Annotated in this window: 18 protein-coding genes and 1 tRNA gene; 8 read left to right on the forward strand and 11 right to left on the reverse strand. The window is 65.0% G+C overall.

Features of this window, described 5'->3' with window-relative positions; all coding sequences use genetic code 11:
• Position 1 precedes the first annotated feature (1 nt).
• The gene (locus ACOZHM_RS12985) at positions 2-859 is read right to left on the reverse strand and encodes an STAS domain-containing protein (protein WP_421569733.1); all 858 of its coding nucleotides are present in this window, start codon (positions 857-859) and stop codon (positions 2-4) included.
• A 100-nt stretch (positions 860-959) separates the two neighbouring features.
• The gene (locus ACOZHM_RS12990; protein WP_421569734.1) at positions 960-1,100 is read right to left on the reverse strand and encodes a hypothetical protein; all 141 of its coding nucleotides are present in this window, start codon (positions 1,098-1,100) and stop codon (positions 960-962) included.
• A 78-nt stretch (positions 1,101-1,178) separates the two neighbouring features.
• Here ACOZHM_RS12990 and ACOZHM_RS12995 point away from each other — a divergent pair, with 78 nt between their 5' ends.
• Genes ACOZHM_RS12995 through ACOZHM_RS13005 form a run of 3 tightly spaced genes read left to right on the forward strand, consistent with a single transcriptional unit; the run spans position 1,179 to position 6,278 of the window.
• Positions 1,179-3,416 carry an ATP-binding protein gene (locus ACOZHM_RS12995; RefSeq protein ID WP_421569735.1) on the forward strand — a complete coding sequence of 746 codons (2,238 nt, stop codon included), beginning with the start codon at positions 1,179-1,181 and terminating at the stop codon, positions 3,414-3,416.
• Positions 3,413-3,886, forward strand: a complete 474-nt coding sequence (locus ACOZHM_RS13000) for a response regulator (RefSeq protein ID WP_421569736.1) — start codon at positions 3,413-3,415, stop codon at positions 3,884-3,886. The genes ACOZHM_RS12995 and ACOZHM_RS13000 overlap by 4 nt, the downstream gene beginning before the upstream one ends.
• A 31-nt stretch (positions 3,887-3,917) precedes the next feature.
• On the forward strand, positions 3,918-6,278 hold the full coding sequence (locus tag ACOZHM_RS13005) for a PAS domain-containing protein (protein ID WP_421569737.1): 2,361 nt from the start codon (positions 3,918-3,920) through the stop codon (positions 6,276-6,278).
• A gap of 50 nt (positions 6,279-6,328) precedes the next feature.
• Here ACOZHM_RS13005 and ACOZHM_RS13010 read toward each other — a convergent pair whose 3' ends face one another.
• Both ACOZHM_RS13010 and ACOZHM_RS13015 read right to left on the reverse strand, forming a co-directional pair.
• Entirely contained in the window at positions 6,329-7,243 is a 915-nt protein-coding gene (locus tag ACOZHM_RS13010; RefSeq protein WP_421569738.1) for a tyrosine-protein phosphatase, read from the reverse strand.
• Positions 7,244-7,260: 17 nt separating this feature from the next.
• Positions 7,261-9,564 (reverse strand): TonB-dependent receptor, encoded by a 2,304-nt coding sequence (locus ACOZHM_RS13015; RefSeq protein ID WP_421569739.1) that lies wholly within the window; start codon positions 9,562-9,564, stop codon positions 7,261-7,263.
• A gap of 128 nt (positions 9,565-9,692) precedes the next feature.
• Here ACOZHM_RS13015 and ACOZHM_RS13020 point away from each other — a divergent pair, with 128 nt between their 5' ends.
• The 4 genes from ACOZHM_RS13020 (at position 9,693) to ACOZHM_RS13035 (ending at position 12,445) form a co-directional block, all read left to right on the forward strand.
• Entirely contained in the window at positions 9,693-10,337 is a 645-nt protein-coding gene (locus tag ACOZHM_RS13020; RefSeq protein WP_421569740.1) for a TetR/AcrR family transcriptional regulator, read from the forward strand.
• A 49-nt stretch (positions 10,338-10,386) separates the two neighbouring features.
• Positions 10,387-10,992, forward strand: a complete 606-nt coding sequence (locus ACOZHM_RS13025; protein ID WP_421569741.1) for a TetR/AcrR family transcriptional regulator — start codon at positions 10,387-10,389, stop codon at positions 10,990-10,992.
• A gap of 101 nt (positions 10,993-11,093) precedes the next feature.
• The gene (locus tag ACOZHM_RS13030) at positions 11,094-11,786 is read left to right on the forward strand and encodes a type 1 glutamine amidotransferase domain-containing protein (protein WP_421569742.1); all 693 of its coding nucleotides are present in this window, start codon (positions 11,094-11,096) and stop codon (positions 11,784-11,786) included.
• A 278-nt stretch (positions 11,787-12,064) separates the two neighbouring features.
• On the forward strand, positions 12,065-12,445 hold the full coding sequence (locus ACOZHM_RS13035) for a response regulator (RefSeq protein WP_421569743.1): 381 nt from the start codon (positions 12,065-12,067) through the stop codon (positions 12,443-12,445).
• On the opposite strand, the gene ACOZHM_RS13040 is transcribed toward ACOZHM_RS13035, so the two are convergent.
• From ACOZHM_RS13040 to ACOZHM_RS13050, 3 genes are all read right to left on the reverse strand, one after another.
• A complete protein-coding gene (locus ACOZHM_RS13040) occupies positions 12,417-13,460 on the reverse strand; it encodes a glycoside hydrolase family 43 protein (RefSeq protein ID WP_421569744.1) in 1,044 nt (347 codons plus the stop codon). The two genes, ACOZHM_RS13035 and ACOZHM_RS13040, sit on opposite strands and share 29 nt — an antisense overlap.
• 448 nt (positions 13,461-13,908) lie before the next feature.
• Positions 13,909-14,712, reverse strand: coding sequence for a hypothetical protein (locus ACOZHM_RS13045; RefSeq protein ID WP_421569745.1), 804 nt, complete (start codon positions 14,710-14,712; stop codon positions 13,909-13,911).
• 125 nt (positions 14,713-14,837) lie between these two features.
• Positions 14,838-15,779 carry a LysR family transcriptional regulator gene (locus ACOZHM_RS13050; RefSeq protein WP_421569746.1) on the reverse strand — a complete coding sequence of 314 codons (942 nt, stop codon included), beginning with the start codon at positions 15,777-15,779 and terminating at the stop codon, positions 14,838-14,840.
• A gap of 99 nt (positions 15,780-15,878) precedes the next feature.
• Here ACOZHM_RS13050 and ACOZHM_RS13055 point away from each other — a divergent pair, with 99 nt between their 5' ends.
• Positions 15,879-16,208, forward strand: a complete 330-nt coding sequence (locus ACOZHM_RS13055) for a nuclear transport factor 2 family protein (RefSeq protein WP_421569747.1) — start codon at positions 15,879-15,881, stop codon at positions 16,206-16,208.
• 421 nt (positions 16,209-16,629) lie between these two features.
• Here the strand turns inward: ACOZHM_RS13055 and ACOZHM_RS13060 are convergent, their stop codons facing one another.
• The 4 genes from ACOZHM_RS13060 to yjjJ form a co-directional block, all read right to left on the reverse strand.
• Complete coding sequence (locus ACOZHM_RS13060) at positions 16,630-16,902, reverse strand: DUF333 domain-containing protein (protein ID WP_421569748.1); 273 nt, start codon at positions 16,900-16,902, stop codon at positions 16,630-16,632.
• Positions 16,903-17,424: 522 nt separating this feature from the next.
• Positions 17,425-18,384: a hypothetical protein gene (locus ACOZHM_RS13065; protein WP_421569749.1), complete on the reverse strand. Its 960-nt coding sequence runs from the start codon at positions 18,382-18,384 to the stop codon at positions 17,425-17,427.
• 344 nt (positions 18,385-18,728) lie between these two features.
• Positions 18,729-18,804: transfer RNA gene (locus tag ACOZHM_RS13070), tRNA-Ile, on the reverse strand.
• A gap of 65 nt (positions 18,805-18,869) precedes the next feature.
• Positions 18,870-20,270, reverse strand: a complete 1,401-nt coding sequence (yjjJ, locus tag ACOZHM_RS13075) for a type II toxin-antitoxin system HipA family toxin YjjJ (protein ID WP_421569750.1) — start codon at positions 20,268-20,270, stop codon at positions 18,870-18,872.
• Between the last annotated feature and the right edge of the window lie 29 nt (positions 20,271-20,299).

Consider the following 20,299-nt stretch of genomic DNA (forward strand, 5'->3'; position numbering starts at 1 on the left):
CTCAGCGGGCGACCTTGGTCACCGTCTGGCCGGTGCGCTTGAGCGCCAACGCCAGCGCGTCGGCCAGGTTGGCCTTGGTGACGATGCCCTGCAGGTCCAGGCCCAGGTGCACGATGGTCTGTGCGATCTGCGGCCGCACGCCGCTGATGATCGCATCGGCGCCCATCAGGCGGATGGCGGTCACCGTCTTGAGCAGGTGCTGGGCCACCAGCGTGTCCACGGTGGGCACGCCGGTGATGTCGATGATGGCGATCTCCGAACCGGTATCGACGATCCGCTGCAGCAGCGACTCCATGACCACCTGGGTGCGCTGCGAGTCCAGCGTGCCGATCATCGGCAGGGCGAGCACGCCCTCCCACAGCTTCACCACCGGGGTGGAGAGCTCCAGCATTTCTTCCTGCTGGCGCTGGATCACGTCCTCGCGGGTCTTCTGGTAAACCTTGACGCTCTGCAGCCCGAGGCCGTCGATCAGCTCGGAGATCGCCCACAGCTGGTCGCCCAGCGCCTTGGGATCGTCGGCGAAGTTCTGCTGGAGCAGCTCGAACAGCGGGCGCTTGAGCGAGAACAGGAAGCTGGCGGTCTCGGAAGAGCTGAAGCCCTTGAGCACGCGGTCGCGCGACAACTGCTCAAGGAACTGGCGGGTGTCCTGCCACTCTGTGCCGGCCACGTTGGCACCCGACGACGCGGTGGACAGCGCCGCCTGGAAGAGGCGCCAGAACTCGCGCACCTGGTTCTCCAGCTCGCGCGCACCCAAGCGGCCATCCTGTCCCTGCGCGGCGAGTTGCTGGGTCCACTGCACCACCACGGTGTCTTGATGGGCGCGAAGAAGGTCGATCGTGCGCTGCTGCAATGCCGCCATGGGGGTGATTCCTGCAAGGAAAAAGTGGGAAAGCCCCGGCGCAACGGCGCGACAGGGCTTGTGTGCACCTGAGCTTAAATGAATTCAGGTAGACGAACCATCACGACAGCGGCTGTCGCGTGAAGGCCGAATGCACAATCCTGACTTGTTCATAAAACGGCGGCGTCCAGCCCGTCACCGCCTGTCGAAGATCGGCACCGACAGTCGCATCGCGGATGCCTGCGCCTGCATGCACATCCATCCCTTTCCTCACGAAAGAAGCGCTATGGATATGCCAAGCTATTGGCGCAAGCACGCGCCTGCTGGGGAAAATCAACGAATGTCGTCCTGGAACATGAAAGAAAACGCCTTGGATCTCAACAGCTGTGCCAGAGAACCAATACGTACTCCAGGCGCCATCCAACCTTACGGCCTGATCCTGGTACTGGATCCCCAGACCCTCACCGTCAAGGAGCGCGCCATCGCGCGCGCGGATGTGCTCGAGACGGTGGGCGATCCGCTGGGTCACCACATCGATGTGGCGCTGGGCGGCGCCTTGATCCAGTGCCGGCCGGCGCTCGAAGCGCTCGCGCCGGACACGTCGCACTTCCTGGGTGCCCATCCCATCGGCAGCCATGGTGGCCACCACGTGGTGGCGCACCGCATCGGTGATGACCTGATCATCGAACTGGAAGAGCCGGTAGCGGGCGAGCCGGGCTCGCTGGAAGACCTCTACCCTGCCATCCGCCGCTTCATGGGCGCGATCGAGCGGGTGGCCAGCACCCGCGAGCTGTGCGAGCTGGCGGCGGTGCAGATCCGGGAGTTGACCGGCTTCGACCGCACCCTGGTCTACCAGTTCGATCCGGAGTGGAACGGCGCGGTGGTGGCCGAGGATGGCAACGGCGTGCTGCCCAGCTACCTGGACCTGCGCTTCCCCGAATCGGACATCCCGGCCCAGGCGCGTGCGCTGTACCGGCAGAACCGGGTACGGCTGATCGCCGACAACGATTACCAGCCGGTGCCCTTGGTACGCAGCGCCGCCAACGCGGACGCACCGCCGACGGACCTGAGCCCGGCGATGCTGCGCAGCGTCTCGCCTGTGCACCTCCAGTACATGCGCAACATGGGCACCGGCGCATCGATGTCGGTCTCGCTGCTGCGCGAAGGCGAGCTGTGGGGGCTGATCTCCTGCCACAACGAGGTCCCCAAGCGCGTGCCCTACCACGTGCGTACCGCCTGCGAGTTCATCGGGCAGATCCTGTCCCTGCAGATCGCGCTGAAGGAACGCGCCGCCGTGGTCGAAGAGCGCGTCGCGCGCCGCGCCATCCAGGTAAGGCTGCTGGGCCGCATGGCGGGCGACACGGACTTCATGGCGGCGCTGGGCAGGGACCATCAGAACCTGCTCTCGCTCACCCAGTCCGGCGGTGCGGCCATCGTCCACCGGGGCGAATGCATCCTGCATGGCGATTGCCCGAGCCAGGAGCAGGTGATGCAACTGGTGCAATGGCTGACCGTCCAGCAGCAGGAGGGCGATCTGTTCTGCACCGACCGGCTGCCGCTGGACTGGAACGTAGCGGACGCCTTCGCCGACGTCGCCAGCGGCGTACTGGCCATTTCCATCTCCCAGATCCACGACAGCTTCGTGCTGTGGTTCCGCCCGGAAGTCGTGCGCACGGTGCGCTGGGGCGGCGACCCACGCAAGGAGGAGACCGGCCAGCCGTTGTCGCCCCGCACCTCGTTCGAGGGCTGGAAGCAGACGGTGCGCCGGCAGTCGCTGCCGTGGAACGATGTCGACCGCGATGCCGCGCTGGAACTGCGCACCGCCATCGTGGACATCGTGCTGCGCAAGGCCGAGGAGATGGCCGCGCTCAATGAGCAGCTGCTGCGCAGCAACAAGGAGCTTGAAGCGTTCTCCTATTCGGTGAGCCATGACCTGCGCGCGCCGTTCCGCCACATCGTGGGGTATTCGGAGCTGCTCTGGGCGTCGGCCGGCGAAAGGCTAAACGATTCAGAAAAGAGATTTCTCGACACCATCGTCGAGTCTGCACAATCGGCCGGAACACTGGTGGACGACCTGCTCAGCTTCTCGCAGATGGGCAGGTCCACGATGGGGCAGATCGCCATGGACATGACCGCCCTGGTCGAAGACGTACGGCACAAGCTGGACATGGAATACGAGGGTCGGACCATCCGCTGGACGATCCGTCATCTGCCGCGTGTGCAGGCCGACCCGGGCATGCTGCGCCTGGTCTGGCAGAACCTGCTGTCCAATGCGATCAAGTTCACCCGCGACACTGCCCACCCCAGCATCGAGGTGGGTCACTACCGCACCGATACCGAGCACGTGTTTTTCGTCCAGGACAATGGCTGCGGTTTCGACATGCGCTACGTGGACAAGCTGTTCGGCGTGTTCCAGCGCCTGCACCATGCCGACGAATACGAGGGCACCGGCATCGGCCTGGCCAACGTACACCGCATCATCACCCGCCACGGCGGCAGGACGTGGGCCGAAGGGCAGTTGGGAGTGGGCGCCAAATTCTTCTTCACCATTCCCTTTGTTACTGGAGACTACGTATGAGAGATCTGCGGCCGATTCTGCTCGTGGAAGACAACCTGAAAGACGCCGAGCTGACGCTGGCTGCACTGGCACGCTGCCAGCTGCTGAATGAAGTGACCCACGTGCGCGATGGCGTGGAAGCGCTGGAGTACCTGCGCGCCCAGGGCCGTTACGAGGGCGCCATGCACGGCGGCCCGGTGGTGGTGCTGCTGGACCTGAAGCTGCCCAAGCTCAACGGGCTGGAAGTACTGAAGGAAATCCGGACCGACGCCTCGATCAGCAGTACGCCGGTGGTCATGCTCACCTCCTCGCGCGAGGAGCAGGACCTGGTGCGCAGCTACGAACTGGGTGTGAATGCCTTCGTGGTGAAGCCGGTGGACTTCAAGGAATTCCTGGAAGCCATCCAGGGCCTGGGCATGTTCTGGGGCATCACCAATCAACCGCCGCCGCACGGCACCCTGTTCGGCGCCAAGAGTCGCAACGATGGCTGAAGCTTCATCGGGCAGATCGATCCGGGTTCTGATGGTCGAAGACAATGCACTGGACGCGGAGCTGATTACCCTGCAGCTGCGCCGCGCCGGCCTGCCGTTCACCGTCGAACGCACCTGGTCCGACCAGGGCATGCGTGACGCCCTGGCCGCACATGACTTCGACGTCATCCTCGCCGACCACGTGCTGCCCGGTTTCAGCGGCGACCGCGCGCTGGAGCTGGCCTGCGAGCTGGCGCCCGGGGTGCCCTTCATCTTCGTGTCCGGCACCTTGAGCGAGGAGCTCGCCGTGGAAGCGCTCAAGCGTGGCGCGCGCGACTATGTGGTCAAGGCGCGCCTGCAGCGCCTGCCCGATGCCATCCTGCGCGCCATCAAGGAGGGCGAGGAACGCCGCCGGCTGCTCCAGGTGGAGAACGAACTGCGCGGTAGCCACCAGCGCCTGCGCCTGATCACAGATTCGTTGCCGGCGCTGATCGCCTACCTCGACCGCGACCATCACTACCGCTTCGCCAACCAGGCGTATGTGGAATGGCATGGCCTGGCGCCTGAAGACGTGGTCGGCAAACATGCCCGCGAGCTGGTCGGCGACGACGGCTTTGCCGGCCTGCAGGAACAGTTTGACACCGTGCTGCGCGGCCAGCGGGTGAGTTTTGAAACGCTGGCCCCCCGTCGCGCCGGTCCGCCCCGCTACGCACAGGTCGACTTCGTGCCCGAGCTGGACGCCGAAGGCGCGGTGCTGGGCTACTACGCCATGGCCCGCGACATCAGCGAACTCAAGCAGGCACAGTCGTTGCTGAAGGCCAGCAATGAATCGCTGGAGCGCCAGGTCAACGAGCGCACCTCGGCCCTGCACCGCAGCGAGAGCCGGCTGCAGGCACTGTTCGAATCCAGCTTCCAGCACCAGAACCTGCTCACGCTGGATGGGCGCATCATCGACACCAACTCCGCCTCGCTGGCCGCCATTCTGGCCACGAAGGAGGACGTGCGCGGTGCGATCTACTGCGAGTCGGCCTGGTTCGCCGATACCGAGGGCGTGCCCGCCATCGTCTGCCAGGCGGTGCTGGAAGCCGCCGCCGGCAATGCTTCCCGGCATGAGCTCGAGCTGCGCCTGCCCACCGGCAAGCGCGCCTTCGAATTCTCGTTCCGCCCGCTGCTCGACCATCAGGGGGCGGTAACTGCGGTTGTGTCCGAAGCGGTCGAAACCACCGCGCGCCGCCAGGCCGAGGAGGCGCTGCGGCAGAGCCAGAAGATCGAGGCAGTGGGCCAGCTCACCGGCGGCATCGCCCACGACTTCAACAACATCCTCACCGTGATCGCCGGCAACGTCGAATACGCCAAGATGCTGACCGAGCGCCTCGGCGATGCGGCGGGCAACTCGTCGCGCGCCCTGGACAACGCGCTGAAGGGCGTGATGCGCGCGGCCAACGTCACCCAGCGCCTGCTGGCGTTCTCGCGTCGCCAGCCGCTGAAGAGCATGCCGGTGGACCTCAACGCGCAGGTGCGTGACATGCAGGACATGCTGCAGCGCGCGCTCGGCGAACTGGTCCAGCTGGAGATGGTGCACAGCCCGGACATCTGGTGCGTGGAGGTCGACCCCAGCCAGCTCGAGGCCTCGGTGCTCAATCTGGCGGTCAACGCACGCGATGCGATGCCCGAGGGTGGCCGCCTGATCATCGAGGTGGACAACGCCCACCTGGACGATGACTTCAGCGCCCAGAACCCCGACGTCCCACCGGGTCACTACGCGATGCTGCGGGTGAAGGACACCGGCCACGGCATGTCCGCCGAAACCCTCACGCGCGTGTTCGAGCCGTTCTTCACCACCAAGGAAGTTGGCCGCGGCACCGGGCTGGGGCTGTCCATGGTCTACGGCTTCGCCAAGCAGTCCGGTGGCCATGTGCTGGTGGATTCAACGGTGGGCGTGGGTACGGCCATCACCCTGTTGTTCCCGCGTTCGGCCGCCGAACTGCCGCAGGACCGGAAGACCGAGACCCGTGGCCTGGCCGGCTACGAGATGCAGGACGAGGCCACCGTGCTGGTCGCCGAGGACAACGACGACGTGCGCGCCTACACGGTCGAGACGCTGCGCCAGCTGGGCTATCGGGTGCTGGAGGCACATGACGGCGCATCTGCGATGCGTCTGCTGGAGCGCACCGACGTGAGCGTGGACCTGCTGTTCTCCGACATCGTGATGCCGGGCATGTCCGGCTGGGAGCTGGCCCGGCGCGCGTTGGCGCACAAGCGCGACCTGCGCGTGCTGTTCACCTCCGGCTACCCGCGCGACATCGATGCCAGCGGCGCGGTCGGAAAGAGCATCGCGATCCTGCCCAAGCCCTTCACCCGCAGCGACCTGGCGCGTTCGATCCGCGGTTCGCTACGGGACGGAACGGAATAGCGCCGCCGGCGGCAGCTGCCGACCGTTGGTCGGCACCTGCCCTGTTCGAGTCAGCCGGCCTGGCCCAGTCGCACCTGCAGGCTGTGAATCTCGGCCTCGCTCAGGCCGACTTCCTTCAGGAAGCCCGCCGCGCCGCCGTACTGCTGGTGCAGGGTGTCGAGGAACATCTCCATGTTCTCCGGCGCGGTACCGCCCATGCCGGCCATCTTCCGTGCGATCTCCGGATGCTGCTTCAGCAGCGCCATCATCTGCACGTTCATGGCACTGTCCTTGGGCTGCCCCTCCAGGTAGTGCGCCGACACCGCGTAGTTGTGCACGATGTCCGCACGCGGTACGCCGGCCAGGTCCAGCAGGATGCCGGCGATGATGCCGGTGCGGTCCTTGCCTGCCGTGCAATGGAACAGCACTGCGCCATCGCGCTGCGCGGCCATGCGCTGGAACACCTCGCGGAACTGCGGCTGGTTGCTGCCCAGCCACTGCACGTAGGCCGCTCCCAGCGTGTCCGGGAAGCTGGTCATCATCTTCTGCAGGTCCATCTTCTCGGTGCCCATCAACGAGATGCGCTGGTAATCGAAGCGCGGATCCTTCGCGAGCACGTCGGGCGACTGCTGTTCTTCATCGCCGGTACGCAGGTCGATGTCCAGCGCAACGCCCGCGGCGGCGAGCCTGTCCTTGTCGGCGTCGGTCAGGCGGCTGAGGTCCGCGGTACGCACAAAGGCCATGGCCGGAATGGGTCCGTTGCGCCCCTGCAGGCCGGCGAACGTGCGCACGTTCCACGCGCCTTCCAGTGCCAGCACGCGTTGCGCGTCATCGGCAACCGGCTGCACGTTGCGCGCGACCGGAGCGGCGCTCTGCGGCGCGGCGGCGGCAGCGGTGGCGGCCGCCTGTGGGCTGGCCACAGCGACCCACGACGACAGCGCCAGCGCGACGGCCACGCTCAGGGTTACGGGATGCAAAGCATTCATGGGTAGGCTCCAGGAGGTCAGAAGCGCACGGCCAGTTCCAGGCCATAGGTGCGCGGGTCGTTGAAGATGCCGGACTGGCCGAGCGAGGCGTTGTTGAGCTTGTAGAACAGGTGTTCTTCGTCCAGCAGGTTGCGGGCCCACAGCGAAACGTCGAGGCTGGCGCCGTCGGCGTTGAGCGGAACATCGACCAAGGCCACGCGCGCGTTCACCACGAACGAGCTGTCGGTGCGCATCTGGTCGTATTCGCTGGTGAAGAAGCCATCCGACCAGTTGCCGTCGACGTGGAACTTCAGCGCCGACATGTTCGCGAACGGCACCCAGTAGTCGAGCGCCAGGCTGCTGGCATGCTTGGGCGCGAGCAGCGGCTGCACGGTGACTTCCACGCCTGCGCCGAAGGGATCCTGCGTGGTCAGCGAGTCGATCTCGGTATAGGCGTGGGTGAAGCCGACAGTGAGGTTGTCCACCGGCATGATGCTGAACTCCAGCTCCGCGCCCCGCGAGGTGGTGCTGCCCTTGGCGTTGGTGGTCACCATGGTGGTGCGCGTCTCGCCGCTGTTCGGGTCGAACGGCAGCGTGAAGTCCATCTGCTTGTGGTCGATCTTCGAATCGAACAGGGCCACGTTGAAACGCGCGCGGTTGTCCCAGAACTGCGACTTGAAGCCAAGCTCGTACGCGGTGACTTCTTCCGGATCGAACGCGGTATAGGTGGTGGAACGCGAGTTCGCGCCACCGGCCTTGAAGCCGGTGCTGTACTTCGCATAGACCATCGCGTTGTCGCCGACGTCGTAGGCCACGTTGACCATCGGGTCGAAGCGGCCCCACGCGTCGTCGAAGGTCAGGTCGGTGGCGGCGCCGTTGACCGTGTACAGGCTGCCGTTCTTCTCGTCGCGGGTGTAGCGCCCGCCCGCGGTGAGGTGCAGGTCGGGCAGCGCGGCGGGCGTCCAGGTGGCCTGGCCGAAGATGCCGAGGCTGTCGGTCCAGGCCTTGCTGGCCCGATCGATCCGCACGTTCGCCAGATTCAGCGGGTTGGTGGCCGGGTTGAGCGTGTAGCTGTTGCCGCCCGGCCCCCAGAGCAGCATGTTCGGGGTCTGCGCGTTGTCGCCGGCGGTCTCGTGGTAATAGAACGCACCGACCAGGTATTGCACCTGCGAGGTGTTGCCGATCAGCTGGAACTCCTGGCTGTACTGGTGCTGGTAGACCTGCGCCAGACTGTAGCGGCCAAACGGGGTATTGGCGCCGCCGTATGCGGAGATGGCATCGACCAGACCCATGTCGAACTGGCCCTGCTCCAGTTCGCGGTAGGAACTGATCGATTTGAATTCCAGGTTCTCGCCCAGCGTCCAGCCCAGGTTGAGCAGGTGGCCGCTGGTACGCCCGATGTTCTCCTCCTGCGGGCCGCCCAGGATCGCACTGTCGCGGCGGTCTTCGCTGGCTCCGGCCTTCTGCAGCGGGCTCAGGTAGGGGCCCGGGACCAGTACCTGCGTGTGGTACGGCGTGGTGGCGTCGTAGGAGCGGTCGAACGCGTACAGCGCGGAGAACGTGTCGCTCGGCTGCCACAGCGCGCTGATCCGCGCGCCGCGCTTGTTGTAGCTGTTGAAGTCTTCCTCGCCGCGCATCGGGTTGTCGGTGGTGCCGCCGCGCTTGGCCTGCACCGCGTCGATCTTGACGCTGACGTCGCCCACTTTCGGCAGGTCCAGGTGCAGGCCGCTGGTATAGCCGCTGTAGTTGGACACGCCGGCATTCACCGTACCGCCAAACTCACCCGTGGGCGCTTTGGTGACGATGCTGATCGCACCGCCTTCCGTATTCCGGCCGAACAGCGTTCCCTGCGGGCCCTTCAGCACCTCGATGCGGTCCACGTCATAGAGCATCGTGCCCAGGCCCTGCGAGCGCCCGAGGAACACGCCGTCCACGTACACGCCCACGCCGGCATCGCGTGCGGGCTGGTTGGCATCGCTTGAGGCACCGATGCCGCGGATGCCGATGTTCAGGGCCGAGCTGCGCGTGGCGAACGGGGTGATACGCAGCGAGGGAATCGAGCCGTCCGCGAAGCTGGCCAGCGAGATCGCGCTGCGGTCCTTGAGCATCCCGGCATCGATGACGCTGACCGAGATCGGCGTTTCCTGCAGATTGGTGGCGCGCTTCTGGGCGGTGACGACCACCTGGTCCAGGGCGACGACATCACGGGCGTCGGCGCTCGTTTCGGGCGCCGCATCGGCAGGCACCGCCGCCTCGGCGAAGGCCAGCGAGGGCAACAGCGCGGCGATGGAAAGGGCAAGTACCTGCGGGCGCAGGGCGACACGGGAGAGGGAGAGACGCATGAGGTTCCGGTCACGTGAAGGGTGGGCAAGCCGGCGCAGTCTGCGCACCCCCGATGACAAATGAATGACCGTTCATTCTCTTTTCTGGTGTACTACCCTATCTCCATGGATGACCGCACAGACCGACAATGACGCCTACCGAACCGCTCACTCCACCGCCCGAAAATGGCGCTGCCGCCCGCGCCGAAGCACAGCGCCACCGCATCCTCGACGCCGCCCAGCGCTGCTTCGTAGCCAGCGGATTCCACGCGGCCTCGGTCAGCGGCATCGCCATCGAAGCCGGCATCAGCCAGGGGCTGATGTACCGCTACTTCGAGAACAAACGGGCCATGATTCTTGCGCTGATCGAGCGCCAGCTCGACGCGGACCAGCGTTCGATCGGACAGATGCCGGCGTCCGTCGATCTGGTCGAATCGCTGCTGGCCTGCTACCAGGTCTGGGCGCGGGGAGAGTCGATCAGTCGACACGACACCGCCATTGCCAGCGTCGCGCTGTATGCCGAAATCACCGCCGAGGCACAGCGCGATCCGATGGTGGCCGAGGTGCTGCGCCGGCACGACAAACTCACCACCGAAGGCGTCTGCGCCTGGTTGCGCAGGCATGACCAGGCGTGCGGCGTGCCGATTGACGAGGCCGCCCTTCGGCAGCGCACGCTGCTGTTCCGCATCACCGTGGAGGGGCTGGCAATGCGCGCGGTGCGCGACCCGGATCTCGCCCCGGACGTGGTCCGCGCGCTGCTGCATGAGGCGGTTCTCCGCGTCGTCGGCCGCTGATTCCCGGCCGCACTAGACGACCGGTCTAATTGGGCGTAGAGTGCGCCCCATGAACACCCTCTCCGCCTCCGAATCCACCGATGTCCGCGAAAAGATCCTGGCCACGGGCCAGCGGATCATGGGCGGCAAGGGGTTCTCGGCGGTGGGGCTGAACGAAGTGCTGACCGCGGCCGGGGTACCGAAGGGCTCGTTCTATCACTACTTCGGCTCCAAGGACGCCTTCGGCGAGGCCCTGCTGGAGGACTACTTCGCCGCGTACCTCGCCGACATGGACCGCACCTTCAGTCACCCTGGCCAGACCAAGGCACAGCAGCTGACCGCCTATTTCCAGGCCTGGAAGGACAACCAGTCATTCGAGGACTGCCAGGGCAAATGCCTGGCGGTGAAACTCGGCGCCGAGGTGGCCGACCTGTCGGCAAGCATGCGCGCCGCGCTGAAGCGTGGCACTGCCGGGATCATCGATCGCCTCACCCAGGCCATCCGGCACGGCATTGAAGAGGGTTCGCTGAGCCTCGACGATGCGCCCGAGATCGTGGCGCAAAGCCTTTACCAGCTCTGGCTAGGTGCCAGCATCATGGTCAAGATCGTGCGGACTCCCCAGCCGTTCGACACCGCGTGGCGCACCACCGCCGCGATCCTCACCCTTTCTCCCTGACAGCGACATCCGTTCGGCACTTCACGTCCTGCAGTGCCTTTTTTCACGACCTGTTTCTAGACGACCGGTCTACTGTTACCCGCCCACTCAAGGAATCGCCCATGAAAGTCCTCATTGTCCTGACCTCCCACGACGAACTCGGCACCACCGGCCGCAAGACCGGTTTCTGGCTGGAAGAGCTGGCCGCGCCGTACTACACCTTCAAGGACGCCGGCGCGGAGATCGTGCTGGCCTCGCCCAAGGGCGGGCAGCCGCCGCTGGACCCCAAGAGCAATGAGCCGGACTTCCAGACCGACCTGACCCGTCGCTTTGAAGCCGATGCCGCCGCCAATGCCCAGCTTGCCAACACCGTGCGCCTGGACAGCGTGTCCCAGGCCGACTTCGACACCGTGTTCTACCCCGGCGGTCACGGCCCGCTGTGGGACCTCGCCGAAGACACACACTCCATCGCGTTGATCGAATCGTTCATCGAAGCCGGCAAGCCGGTGGCGCTGGTCTGCCATGCGCCGGGCGTGCTCCGCCACGTCAAGGCGGCCAACGGCAACCCGCTGGTGCAGGGCAAGAAGGTCACCGGTTTCACCAACAGCGAAGAAGCGGGAGTCGGCCTGACCGACGTCGTGCCCTTCCTGGTGGAGGACGAACTGAAGGCGGCCGGCGGCCTGTACTCGCAGGGACCGGACTGGGGCTCGTACGTGGTGAGCGATGGGCTGCTGATCACCGGGCAGAACCCGGCGTCGTCCGCCGAAGCGGCGGCGGTGCTGGTGGCGAAGGTCGGCAAGGCTGCGAACGCCTGATAGGTCGCGAAGCGTTGCAGAGGCACGCCATCGCAAGGGTGGCGTGCCTTCGTTGAAACACCGTGCAGACGCACACCATGCGTACACAGGCTTGAACACCTTCGGCTCACAGGCAGCGCCGTATGCTGACAGTGCGCCGATCTATCGTTGATACGGCAATCAAGCATATGACCCAGCACTGACCACGTTGAGCCCCGTGCTGAGGCTTCCCAGATGCCCGACATCGGCATGTTCCATCTCCATCACGTGCGCGTCGCACGGCAACCGAGCGAGGGCGCGTGAGCGGCGTAATCGAGACTTCCGAATTTCAGGGCAACGTTCTGGTGGTCGAGGACGAAATCGAGCTGTCCAGGCTCTTCGTCGAAGTGATCACCGACGCCGGCTATACCGCGGTGCCCACCTATTCGCTCTCCGATGCGCTGGGTGTGCTGTCGCAGCAGCACTTCGATGCGGCGGTGCTGGATATCGAACTACGCGATGGCACGGTCTTTCCGGTCGCCGACCGCCTGGCGGAGCTGGGCACGCCGTTCCTGTTCGCGTCTGCGGTGTACTCGCAGATGGTGCCCACGCGCCACCGTGACGTGCCGTTCGTCGCCAAGCCCTTCCGGATTGAAGATCTGCTCGCGGGAGTCAAGGCCGCGGTGCAGGGCGGCGCGTAAGCTCCGTCGAACGCATCGGATCTGCCGGAACACCCTCTTGGGTCATCTTCACCGGCAGGATATGCCCCTGCGCATCAAAGACCATGCGGTCGATCGCGGTGACGCGGTGGTTGCGGTCGGTCTCGCCCAGTGGGCGGCGATGGTAGACGATGTACCAGTTGTCGCTGCCGGGCGCGTGGATCAGCGAATGATGACCGGCGCTGGTGGCGATCTCCGGGTCCTGCTGAAGGATCTTGCCGATGCGCTTGAACGGTCCAGTGGGCGACTCCGCGATGGCGTAAGCCACCGAATACTCCGGCTCACCCCAGCCCCCTTCCGACCACATGAAATAGTAGCGGCCGTCGCGCTTGAACATCAGCGAGCCCTCGACATACTCTGGAGCCGGGGTGATTTCCTTGTACAGGCTGCCGTCGGCCATCGGCAGCAGGCCGCTGAAATCGTCCTTGAGCCGCACCATATTGGCGTGCCGCCAGCCGCCGTAGATCATGTACCAGCTGCCGTCGTCGTCCTTGAACACGAACTGGTCGATGGGCTGCGCACCGTTGTGGAACGCGCCGACCAGCGGCTTGCCCAGCAGGTCGCGATACGGCCCCTCGGGCCGGTCGGCCACGGCCACGCCGATGCCACCCACCTCGTTGTCGTTCTGGATGTCGTTGGCGGAGAAGAAGAAGTAGTACCTGCCGTCCTTCTCGACCACCGCCGGCGCCCACATCGCCTGCTTGGCCCACGGGATCGACGCCATCGACAACACATTGGGATGCCGGGTCCAGTGGACCAGATCAGGCGAGGAGAACGCATCGAACCCCACCTGCTCGGCATAGGGCTTGGAGGTGGTGGGATAGATCCAGTACGTATCGCCAAACACCGCCGCTTCCGGATCGGCATACCAGCCCGGCAGGATGGGGTTGCCGGACATCGCCACGTGCTGGGCGTCCTGTTTGGCCGGCGCCGCCGCCGCGCCAACTGAAAGTGCGGCAGCCAGCGCTGCTGCGAGCGTGATCTTCCCCAGTGCCATCTACAGCGCTCCCCTGCCGGATCGTATGCTTCGATATTAGATCGATTCATATCGGCATTCCATAGAAAAACACCCCGCCCTGGTGGGCGGGGTGTTTGCGCGTTGGGTGATCACGTGCGCTTGCGTGAATCAGGCAACCAGAAGCTCGCGCTCCTGCGGCTGATCGTAAACGCTTTCATTGGCGATTACAGTTTTTGCGCCGATTACGTCGGTCGCCTCTCGGGCTGTCCACATTGACTGCTCGCCACGTCGAAACCAGTGCAGCCCCTTCAGCTGAGCACCGCAGTGCGCAAGTGGTGGAGCTGGCGGGAATCGAACCCGCGTCCGCAACGCATCCTCTCTGCTTCATACAGCCATAACCCGTTGCCAACGACTGCGATCGGGGTTCGCCCGGCTGGGCGAGTGGCTATTTGAGCGCTCTCCAGGAGAGATGACTTTCAGGAATCGATCAATCGCCACCCTGCCTTGCCGCCTCATCCCGCATCAGTTCTTCGCGCTGTGCCTGGTGCCAGGCCTCGCCGGCGGCACGGGCGCGGGCGTCCTCCTCGCGGTTGTGGCGGTCGATCTCCTTGTACGCCGCCCACGTCTCGGGCGAAATCGTCTTGAGCGTACTGTCGGGGCGAAGGCGGATAGAAGCGGTGGGCGATGCGGACACTACGAAATTGTCGAGCAGCCACTGTTGCCGCTCCTCTGCCGATGCCCGCAGCAACTCGGGTTCGGCAAACTGCGCCATGGGCAGCAGCTGCTTTCCCAGTGTCTCGCCGGAGGATATCCGCGCGAGCTTCACGACAAGGCGCTCGTGCTCCTTCTGTTCCTGGTACAGCGCGACCATGTCACCCTCGATCCACAGCGGGTACCAGTAGCCCGCCATCGCATGGACATGGAACGGCTGCTCGCGCACCAGCAGCAGGTTGCTGGACGCGTCATACAGCGCCCGCCATCCGCGTGGCGCGGTGCGGGTGGTGCAGTCGATGCTGCCCTTGTCGATGACCTCCACCGCTGCAGTGCCGCCACCGGTGGTCACCCGCGTGCTCCAGCATCGCGTGCCATCCTTGTTCCGCGACGCCAGCAGAATGGCATTGGGATCCAGCACGATCGCTTCGTCATGCACGAATTGTTCGTTGATCGCGTCCGGGTCGCGCAGCAGCGCGGCGAAGCCCTTGTCCGACAGCCTGTCACCTTCGAGGTAAATCACATAGGTGGTGTAGTGCCGGTACTGGCTCACATTGATGTCCAGCGTGCTTTCCGTCACTGCCACCACCTTCAGCGGGCCTGACGAAAACACCGGCTCGCGACTTGTCCTTCCACATCCAGCTACCAGCAGTGACGCGACGGCAAGCAGTGCAGCCCAGCGAAAGGGGAAACAGCGTGTGGCACTCATGGCATTCCGGAGCTGCGGGGATGGGATGGGCCCTCGTCCGCAATATCACGGTCAAGCAGGCAGTCAATGAAGGCACGAAGCGCGGGGAGAAGATAGCGCCGGCTGGAATAGTAGAGATACAGGCCCGGCACGGTGGGCGACCAGTCGGCGAGGACACGCTTCAGTCGCCCGTCCTGCAGCGCGTCGGCGATGCCGTCGTCGTTGTAGGCGTACAGAATGCCCAGCCCCTGCAGGGCCGCAGGCACGATGATGTCCTGGTGGTTGGATATCACCCTGCCCTCGCCCACGTACTCGACACGCTTTCCTTTCCTGCCGAACTCCCAGCCCGCGATGGCTCCGCTGCCAGGGAAGCGCCAGTTGATGCAGGCGTGCCCGCTCAGCTCGGCCGGGGTCTTCGGTGCACCGTATTTCGCCAGGTAGTCGGGTGAGGCAACGGCGAGCAGCTCGATGTCCGGGGTGAGCCGCACCGCCACCATGTCCTTCTGCAGGCGGCCGCCCACGCGGATGCCGGCATCGAAGCCTTCGCCCGCGATATCGGTCAGCCCGTCATCGATCACGATGTCCAGCACCACCTCCGGATGCGCAGAGGCGAAGCGCCCCAGGCGCGGCGCGATCACCCTCTTCGCGGCCATGCTCAGGGTATTGATCCGCAACGTTCCTGCCGTACGCGCCGTGGCACCCACCGCTTCGGCAACCGCCTCATCCATGCCACGCAGCATGGGGGCGACACGCTCATGCAGACGGCGTCCCGGCTCGGTGGGCGACACGCTGCGGGTGGTCCGGTTCAACAGCCGCACCCCCAACCGGGATTCAAGCTGGCGGATGACCTGGCTGAGGGCGGACCGCGACAGGCCCAGGTGATCGGCCGCGCGGGCAAAGCTGGCCCGGTCCACGACGGCCACGAAGGCCTTCAGTTCCGCAAATTCAGCGCCGCGCATTGTGCACCGTTTTCTACATAGCCTGATCCGATCATAGGCGATTCTCTTCGCTATATGAACGGCTCACGCTTGCTCCACCAACCGCGAAGGAGCACTGCCATGAATGACCTCACCCTGCCCGAGCCGATCGCCGCCTACTTCGATGCCGACCGCCAGGACGCCGCTGCCGTAGCGCGCTGCTTCACCCGCGACGGGGTGGTCCGGGACGAGGGCCACGACCACGCCGGCCCTGAAGCCATCGCGGCCTGGAAGGCGGACGCATCCGCCCGTTACACCTACACCGCTACGCCGCATTCGCTGGAGATGCGGGAGCGCAGCTACATCGTGACCAGCCGTGTGGCGGGTACTTTCCCGGGCAGCCCTGTGGACCTGCGCTACGTCTTCACCCTGCAACGCGGAAGGATCGCGACGCTGGAGATCGGCGCATGAGCTTCGACCTGCAGTTGGCCGGCACGCGCGTGCTGGTGACCGATTGATGGCGGCGCCGTGCCAACGGCACGACGTTCCCGAGGTGCGGTTGTTCGCAACTCGGTCTGACGGCGTCGGCCTCCGATCTGGACTATGACCCATATCTGAATTGCGGCGGGCGGATAGAATGCACAGTGAGCTGGCGAACTTCATCGAACTCCATGCACAAACCATTCTCGGTCGCGCCGTCGACTTCGCCAGATCCGTCGCGGTAGCTCCTGCCCTGGATGAGGTCGAGCTTCCAGCCGCGGGATCGGGGAAATGTGCGCAGATTCGTGGCGCTTCGTCTGCTGTGAGGCGAACGGAGAGATGCTGCAGCTGGCCGATCAGGTGAATCAGGCGGCACGGCTTACCGGGCTGCGACAGCTTCCCGGGTAGAGCACTAGCTCGGCTTCTGCGGAGCGTCCCGACGGAACAGTTCCCACTCATCGATCTCGTCACCGTTCGGCAGGTGGCAGATACCGCGCTCGCCACCGGCCTCATCTTTTTCGATGACGACTTTCCCACCGCGCTTCACGCAGTACTCGGACGCTGGATTGGCCATGCCGGTGCGAACACCGTTCTCGCGCGTTTCCTGGCTCTGCTGGGAACACCCGGACACTCCGGCGACCACGATCGCAGCGCCAAGAAGTATTGCGTATGTGGGCAGACGCATGTGCCTTCTCCAGAACCGTCCCATTGACGGCAGGCAGTGTGGAACCAGGATCGTGAACGGCCTGTGGGAGGCCCCGCCCCGCTGTTCAAGGGCGGCCTCAGGCAGCCCATTCGGGACTGTCCGGCTCCATCAAGCCTCGCGAACTTGCCGAAGCCCTCGCGTGGGCTGGGGCAAACATGCAAGTTCTCAGCGCCAAGTGGGAGGAGTTGAATCCAAGAGCCATCCACAATTTATGATTCGAAACGTCACCGCCTTGGCACCTGGTCGCCTCGGGCTGCAATTTGGTGACGGCATTGATGTAGTTGTTAATCTCCGAGAGGTAATCAACAAGCATCCCTCGCTTGCGAGGCTTTCCGATCCCAACATGTTCCGCGTCGTGTCGCCTGATGAGTGGAACTGCGGCGTAATCTTCGCCAGTGACGATGATCTGACTCTGGCCAGCGACAACCTGCGGGCAATGGCAGTTGAGCAGGCAGGTGGCTACTCACATGAGCAGGTCGTCACTTGGATGCACCACCATGCCTATTCGCAGGTCGACGCGGCGGCCTCCAATAGCGGCCCCACGGCAAGCATCGGTGCCGGTTGGTCAGCTGGAAACGCGGCGGCAATGGCTTTGGCGGCGCGGTCGGCATGGGGCTGGAAATACCACGACGAGTCGCTGGAGAGGGCTTTTCCATGCACTTCCTGTTCGAACCGGTACTGGCCCCAGTAGATGGCCAACGGCTCTTCGAGTGCGTTCAAGGGGTTGGGCAGGGCCAAGGCACCGGGACACAGCCGCGCGAACCCTGCAGCCAACGTCTCGCGGCTGGCCGCGGGCTGGCCAGCCGACAGGAAGTGCGCGTACTCATGCAGCACTATCGGCGCCCAGTCGTCCTCAACGGCCCAGTCCGAGAACAGTACGATGGAGCCACCGCGCAGCTTGGCCTGGGTGCGGTTCGAGTACGGCCACCACACGAATCTCGCATTGAAGACGGGCGCGGAATTGGCGCCGTAGAAGGTGCGCATCCGAGTGGCAAAGGCAGCGGCTTCCGGTGCCGCCAGGTCCCTGGTCAACGCCTCCTGTTGCCGGCTGAAACGATCCCTCCCAGCCAACACCTCCCGCGCGTGGGGCGCGAAGCGGGCGTAGTAGCGCCGTAACAACGCCTGGTCACCCGGGGCCTGCGCGACGATGGCCGCCTCGGTGGCGGCGGTGAATGACGCCGCGTTTTGGAAGTAGGCGGTATATGGGTCGCCGATGCGTGTATCGCTCCCAGCGAGCAAGCGATCAGCCAAGGGCCGCTCTCCGTCGTCATTACGGGCCATGGGGGAAGTTCGCTGGCGAAACTGCCCATAAGCCTCGAGCGCGGCACGATCCTCCACGTCCAGCCCAAACCTGCGCTCCCAGTCCTGCTGGTAGATCGCGTTGGTGTACCCCGGCAGCCAATCAGGAAGGTTGTCCAGCAGATTGAACAGATCGAACGCTTCCTCGTAGCTCACAGTCACCAACGGAGGCGCCTGACGCGTCGGTCCGCTTGGCTGACCGCTGACCCACTGTGGCACCAGTAGGAGAATCGCGATGCACACCAAGTGTGTGGCGTTGGATCTGAAGGACATCCGACATGCTCCGTGACGAACGATTTGCCCGATTCGAGCATGGCGTCGGAGGTTCCACAACGTGACCATCGGCAGGGGCCAACGGAAGCAGCCAAACCGTCAGAGCGGCGGAGCGAGAGGAACCATTGGTAGATTTTCAATGGACAGGGGTGTGCGGATGGACAATAAATCGCCGGAATTCAGACCTTCCGGCGTGGAAACCGCACTGAGCTGGCCATTGCCCCATACCAATGTGGTGGGCCCACCAGGATTCGAACCTGGAACCAAAGGATTATGAGTCCTCTGCTCTAACCGTTGAGCTATAGGCCCCCGTAGCCCGGAAGTGTAGTGGACCTGAGGCTGCCCGTGCCACTGTGTTACATGCTCGAGCGCGGTCAGCCGAAGCGCTGTCCCATTGCCCTCACCCGCCGCGCGTTCTCCCCGGCCACCTGTCGCAGGACCGTCGAACGCAGCAGGGGGGAGCCTGCCACGCGCTCCCAGTAGTCCACGGCGAGCGGCGCGGCCCACTGCAGGTGCGCGAGCTGGCCAGCACGCAGTGGTGCCACCGGATTCATGGGAGATGTCGCGCGCAGCACACCGGTGCGCGAGGGAGCCAGCGACATCGGCAACATGTCGTAAGCCGGGGAAAGCGGCAATGGTCCACGGTCCGCGAGGCGGAAGCCGATGTTGCCCTGGTGCATGTCAGTGTTGCCGATCAGGCGTCCGAATGCGTACAGCCTCGCCATGTCACGAGCCGTTTCCTGATCGATCCATCGCGTGGCCAGGAGCTGGTCGCCTGCTTGCCCCCAGTCCAGCGTAACGTCGCCAACGAAGGCCGAAGACAACGATAGCAGCGATGCGAACCCTCGCCTGCCCAAGATATCAGCGGTTCGATCAAAGCGCTGCACTTCAAGGAAGGTGTGGTGTGAGGTCTGGATGATGGATGAGGCGGCCGCACTCACACCCGCGTCGCGCAGCACTTCCAGCGCAACGTGCTCGCACACCAGCAGGTCGGCCCAACGCTCTGAGGCCTCTCCCGCACCCGGGAGGGCGAACTTCACCAGTGCTGCGTAGCGACCTCCTGCGTGCTCCACAGTCGCAGTGAATTTGGGCTGCTCTCCTCCCGGCGATGAGCCAACATCCTCGCCGGCGAGTGCAGCCGTGGCCCATTCCGGGTAGTAACGCGCGCGGTGCTCCGTGGATAGCCCGTCGGGGGGCGCATCCAGGGCGGCAAGCGCCCCTGCAACCGCGTCTCCGCCCAACAGCAGGTCGCCCGCTTCAGTTCCACCCGCTCTTACAAGTGCCTGGAGGGTGTCTCCGAGCTGCCACCGGTTGATATCTTCGGGTAGACCCAGGTCCCGCCCACGTCGGTGGGCAAACGTACGTCCCAGAAAGCCTTGCGGGCGCAGATCATCGAGATACCAGGGCAGTCCCGGGAAGTAGCCGGTGATGTCACCCTCGGGCGGACGGACGAGATTAGGACGATCGCCATCCAGCTGTACATGGAAGGTGTCGCCGCTGAGCGCCACTACCAGACCAAGCTCTTCCAGGCTGCCGTCGCCCCGCATGCGAAAGAGCGGCCACTCACTCCCGGCAGCTGTGATCTGGCGCATGGCATAGGCGGTTGCCCGCGTGCGCCCCAATCGCACGACCCTCCCACCCGCTTGGGCCACCAGTCGGCCCAAGGTGGGTCGGGTTATCCCGAGACCTTCCAACAGGTCAGCTGCAGGAACTACCTGTCCTGCAGGGAGTCGATCCAGCAGATCTTGGACTTGATGGGAACGCGGGCGGGCCATACGCCGGAATATTTACGAATTAAGTTACG

Origin of the sequence: Stenotrophomonas sp. PD6 (assembly GCF_049199305.1) — a bacterium.
Classification (GTDB): Bacteria; Pseudomonadota; Gammaproteobacteria; order Xanthomonadales; family Xanthomonadaceae; genus Stenotrophomonas.

Bases quoted from the DNA above. Each gene is read 5' to 3' on its own strand.
- ACOZHM_RS13060 (WP_421569748.1), bottom strand. From the start codon at position 16,902: ATGCGTCTGCCCACATACGCAATACTTCTTGGCGCTGCGATCGTGGTC.
- ACOZHM_RS13015 (WP_421569739.1), bottom strand. From the start codon at position 9,564: ATGCGTCTCTCCCTCTCCCGTGTCGCCCTGCGCCCGCAGGTACTTGCC.
- ACOZHM_RS13020 (WP_421569740.1), top strand. From the start codon at position 9,693: ATGACGCCTACCGAACCGCTCACTCCACCGCCCGAAAATGGCGCTGCC.
- ACOZHM_RS13055 (WP_421569747.1), top strand. From the start codon at position 15,879: ATGAATGACCTCACCCTGCCCGAGCCGATCGCCGCCTACTTCGATGCC.
- ACOZHM_RS13040 (WP_421569744.1), bottom strand. From the start codon at position 13,460: ATGGCACTGGGGAAGATCACGCTCGCAGCAGCGCTGGCTGCCGCACTT.
- yjjJ (WP_421569750.1), bottom strand. From the start codon at position 20,270: ATGGCCCGCCCGCGTTCCCATCAAGTCCAAGATCTGCTGGATCGACTC.
- ACOZHM_RS12985 (WP_421569733.1), bottom strand. From the start codon at position 859: ATGGCGGCATTGCAGCAGCGCACGATCGACCTTCTTCGCGCCCATCAA.
- ACOZHM_RS13005 (WP_421569737.1), top strand. From the start codon at position 3,918: ATGGTCGAAGACAATGCACTGGACGCGGAGCTGATTACCCTGCAGCTG.
- ACOZHM_RS13000 (WP_421569736.1), top strand. From the start codon at position 3,413: ATGAGAGATCTGCGGCCGATTCTGCTCGTGGAAGACAACCTGAAAGAC.
- ACOZHM_RS13025 (WP_421569741.1), top strand. From the start codon at position 10,387: ATGAACACCCTCTCCGCCTCCGAATCCACCGATGTCCGCGAAAAGATC.
- ACOZHM_RS13010 (WP_421569738.1), bottom strand. From the start codon at position 7,243: ATGAATGCTTTGCATCCCGTAACCCTGAGCGTGGCCGTCGCGCTGGCG.
- ACOZHM_RS12990 (WP_421569734.1), bottom strand. From the start codon at position 1,100: ATGGATGTGCATGCAGGCGCAGGCATCCGCGATGCGACTGTCGGTGCC.
- ACOZHM_RS12995 (WP_421569735.1), top strand. From the start codon at position 1,179: ATGTCGTCCTGGAACATGAAAGAAAACGCCTTGGATCTCAACAGCTGT.
- ACOZHM_RS13030 (WP_421569742.1), top strand. From the start codon at position 11,094: ATGAAAGTCCTCATTGTCCTGACCTCCCACGACGAACTCGGCACCACC.
- ACOZHM_RS13050 (WP_421569746.1), bottom strand. From the start codon at position 15,779: ATGCGCGGCGCTGAATTTGCGGAACTGAAGGCCTTCGTGGCCGTCGTG.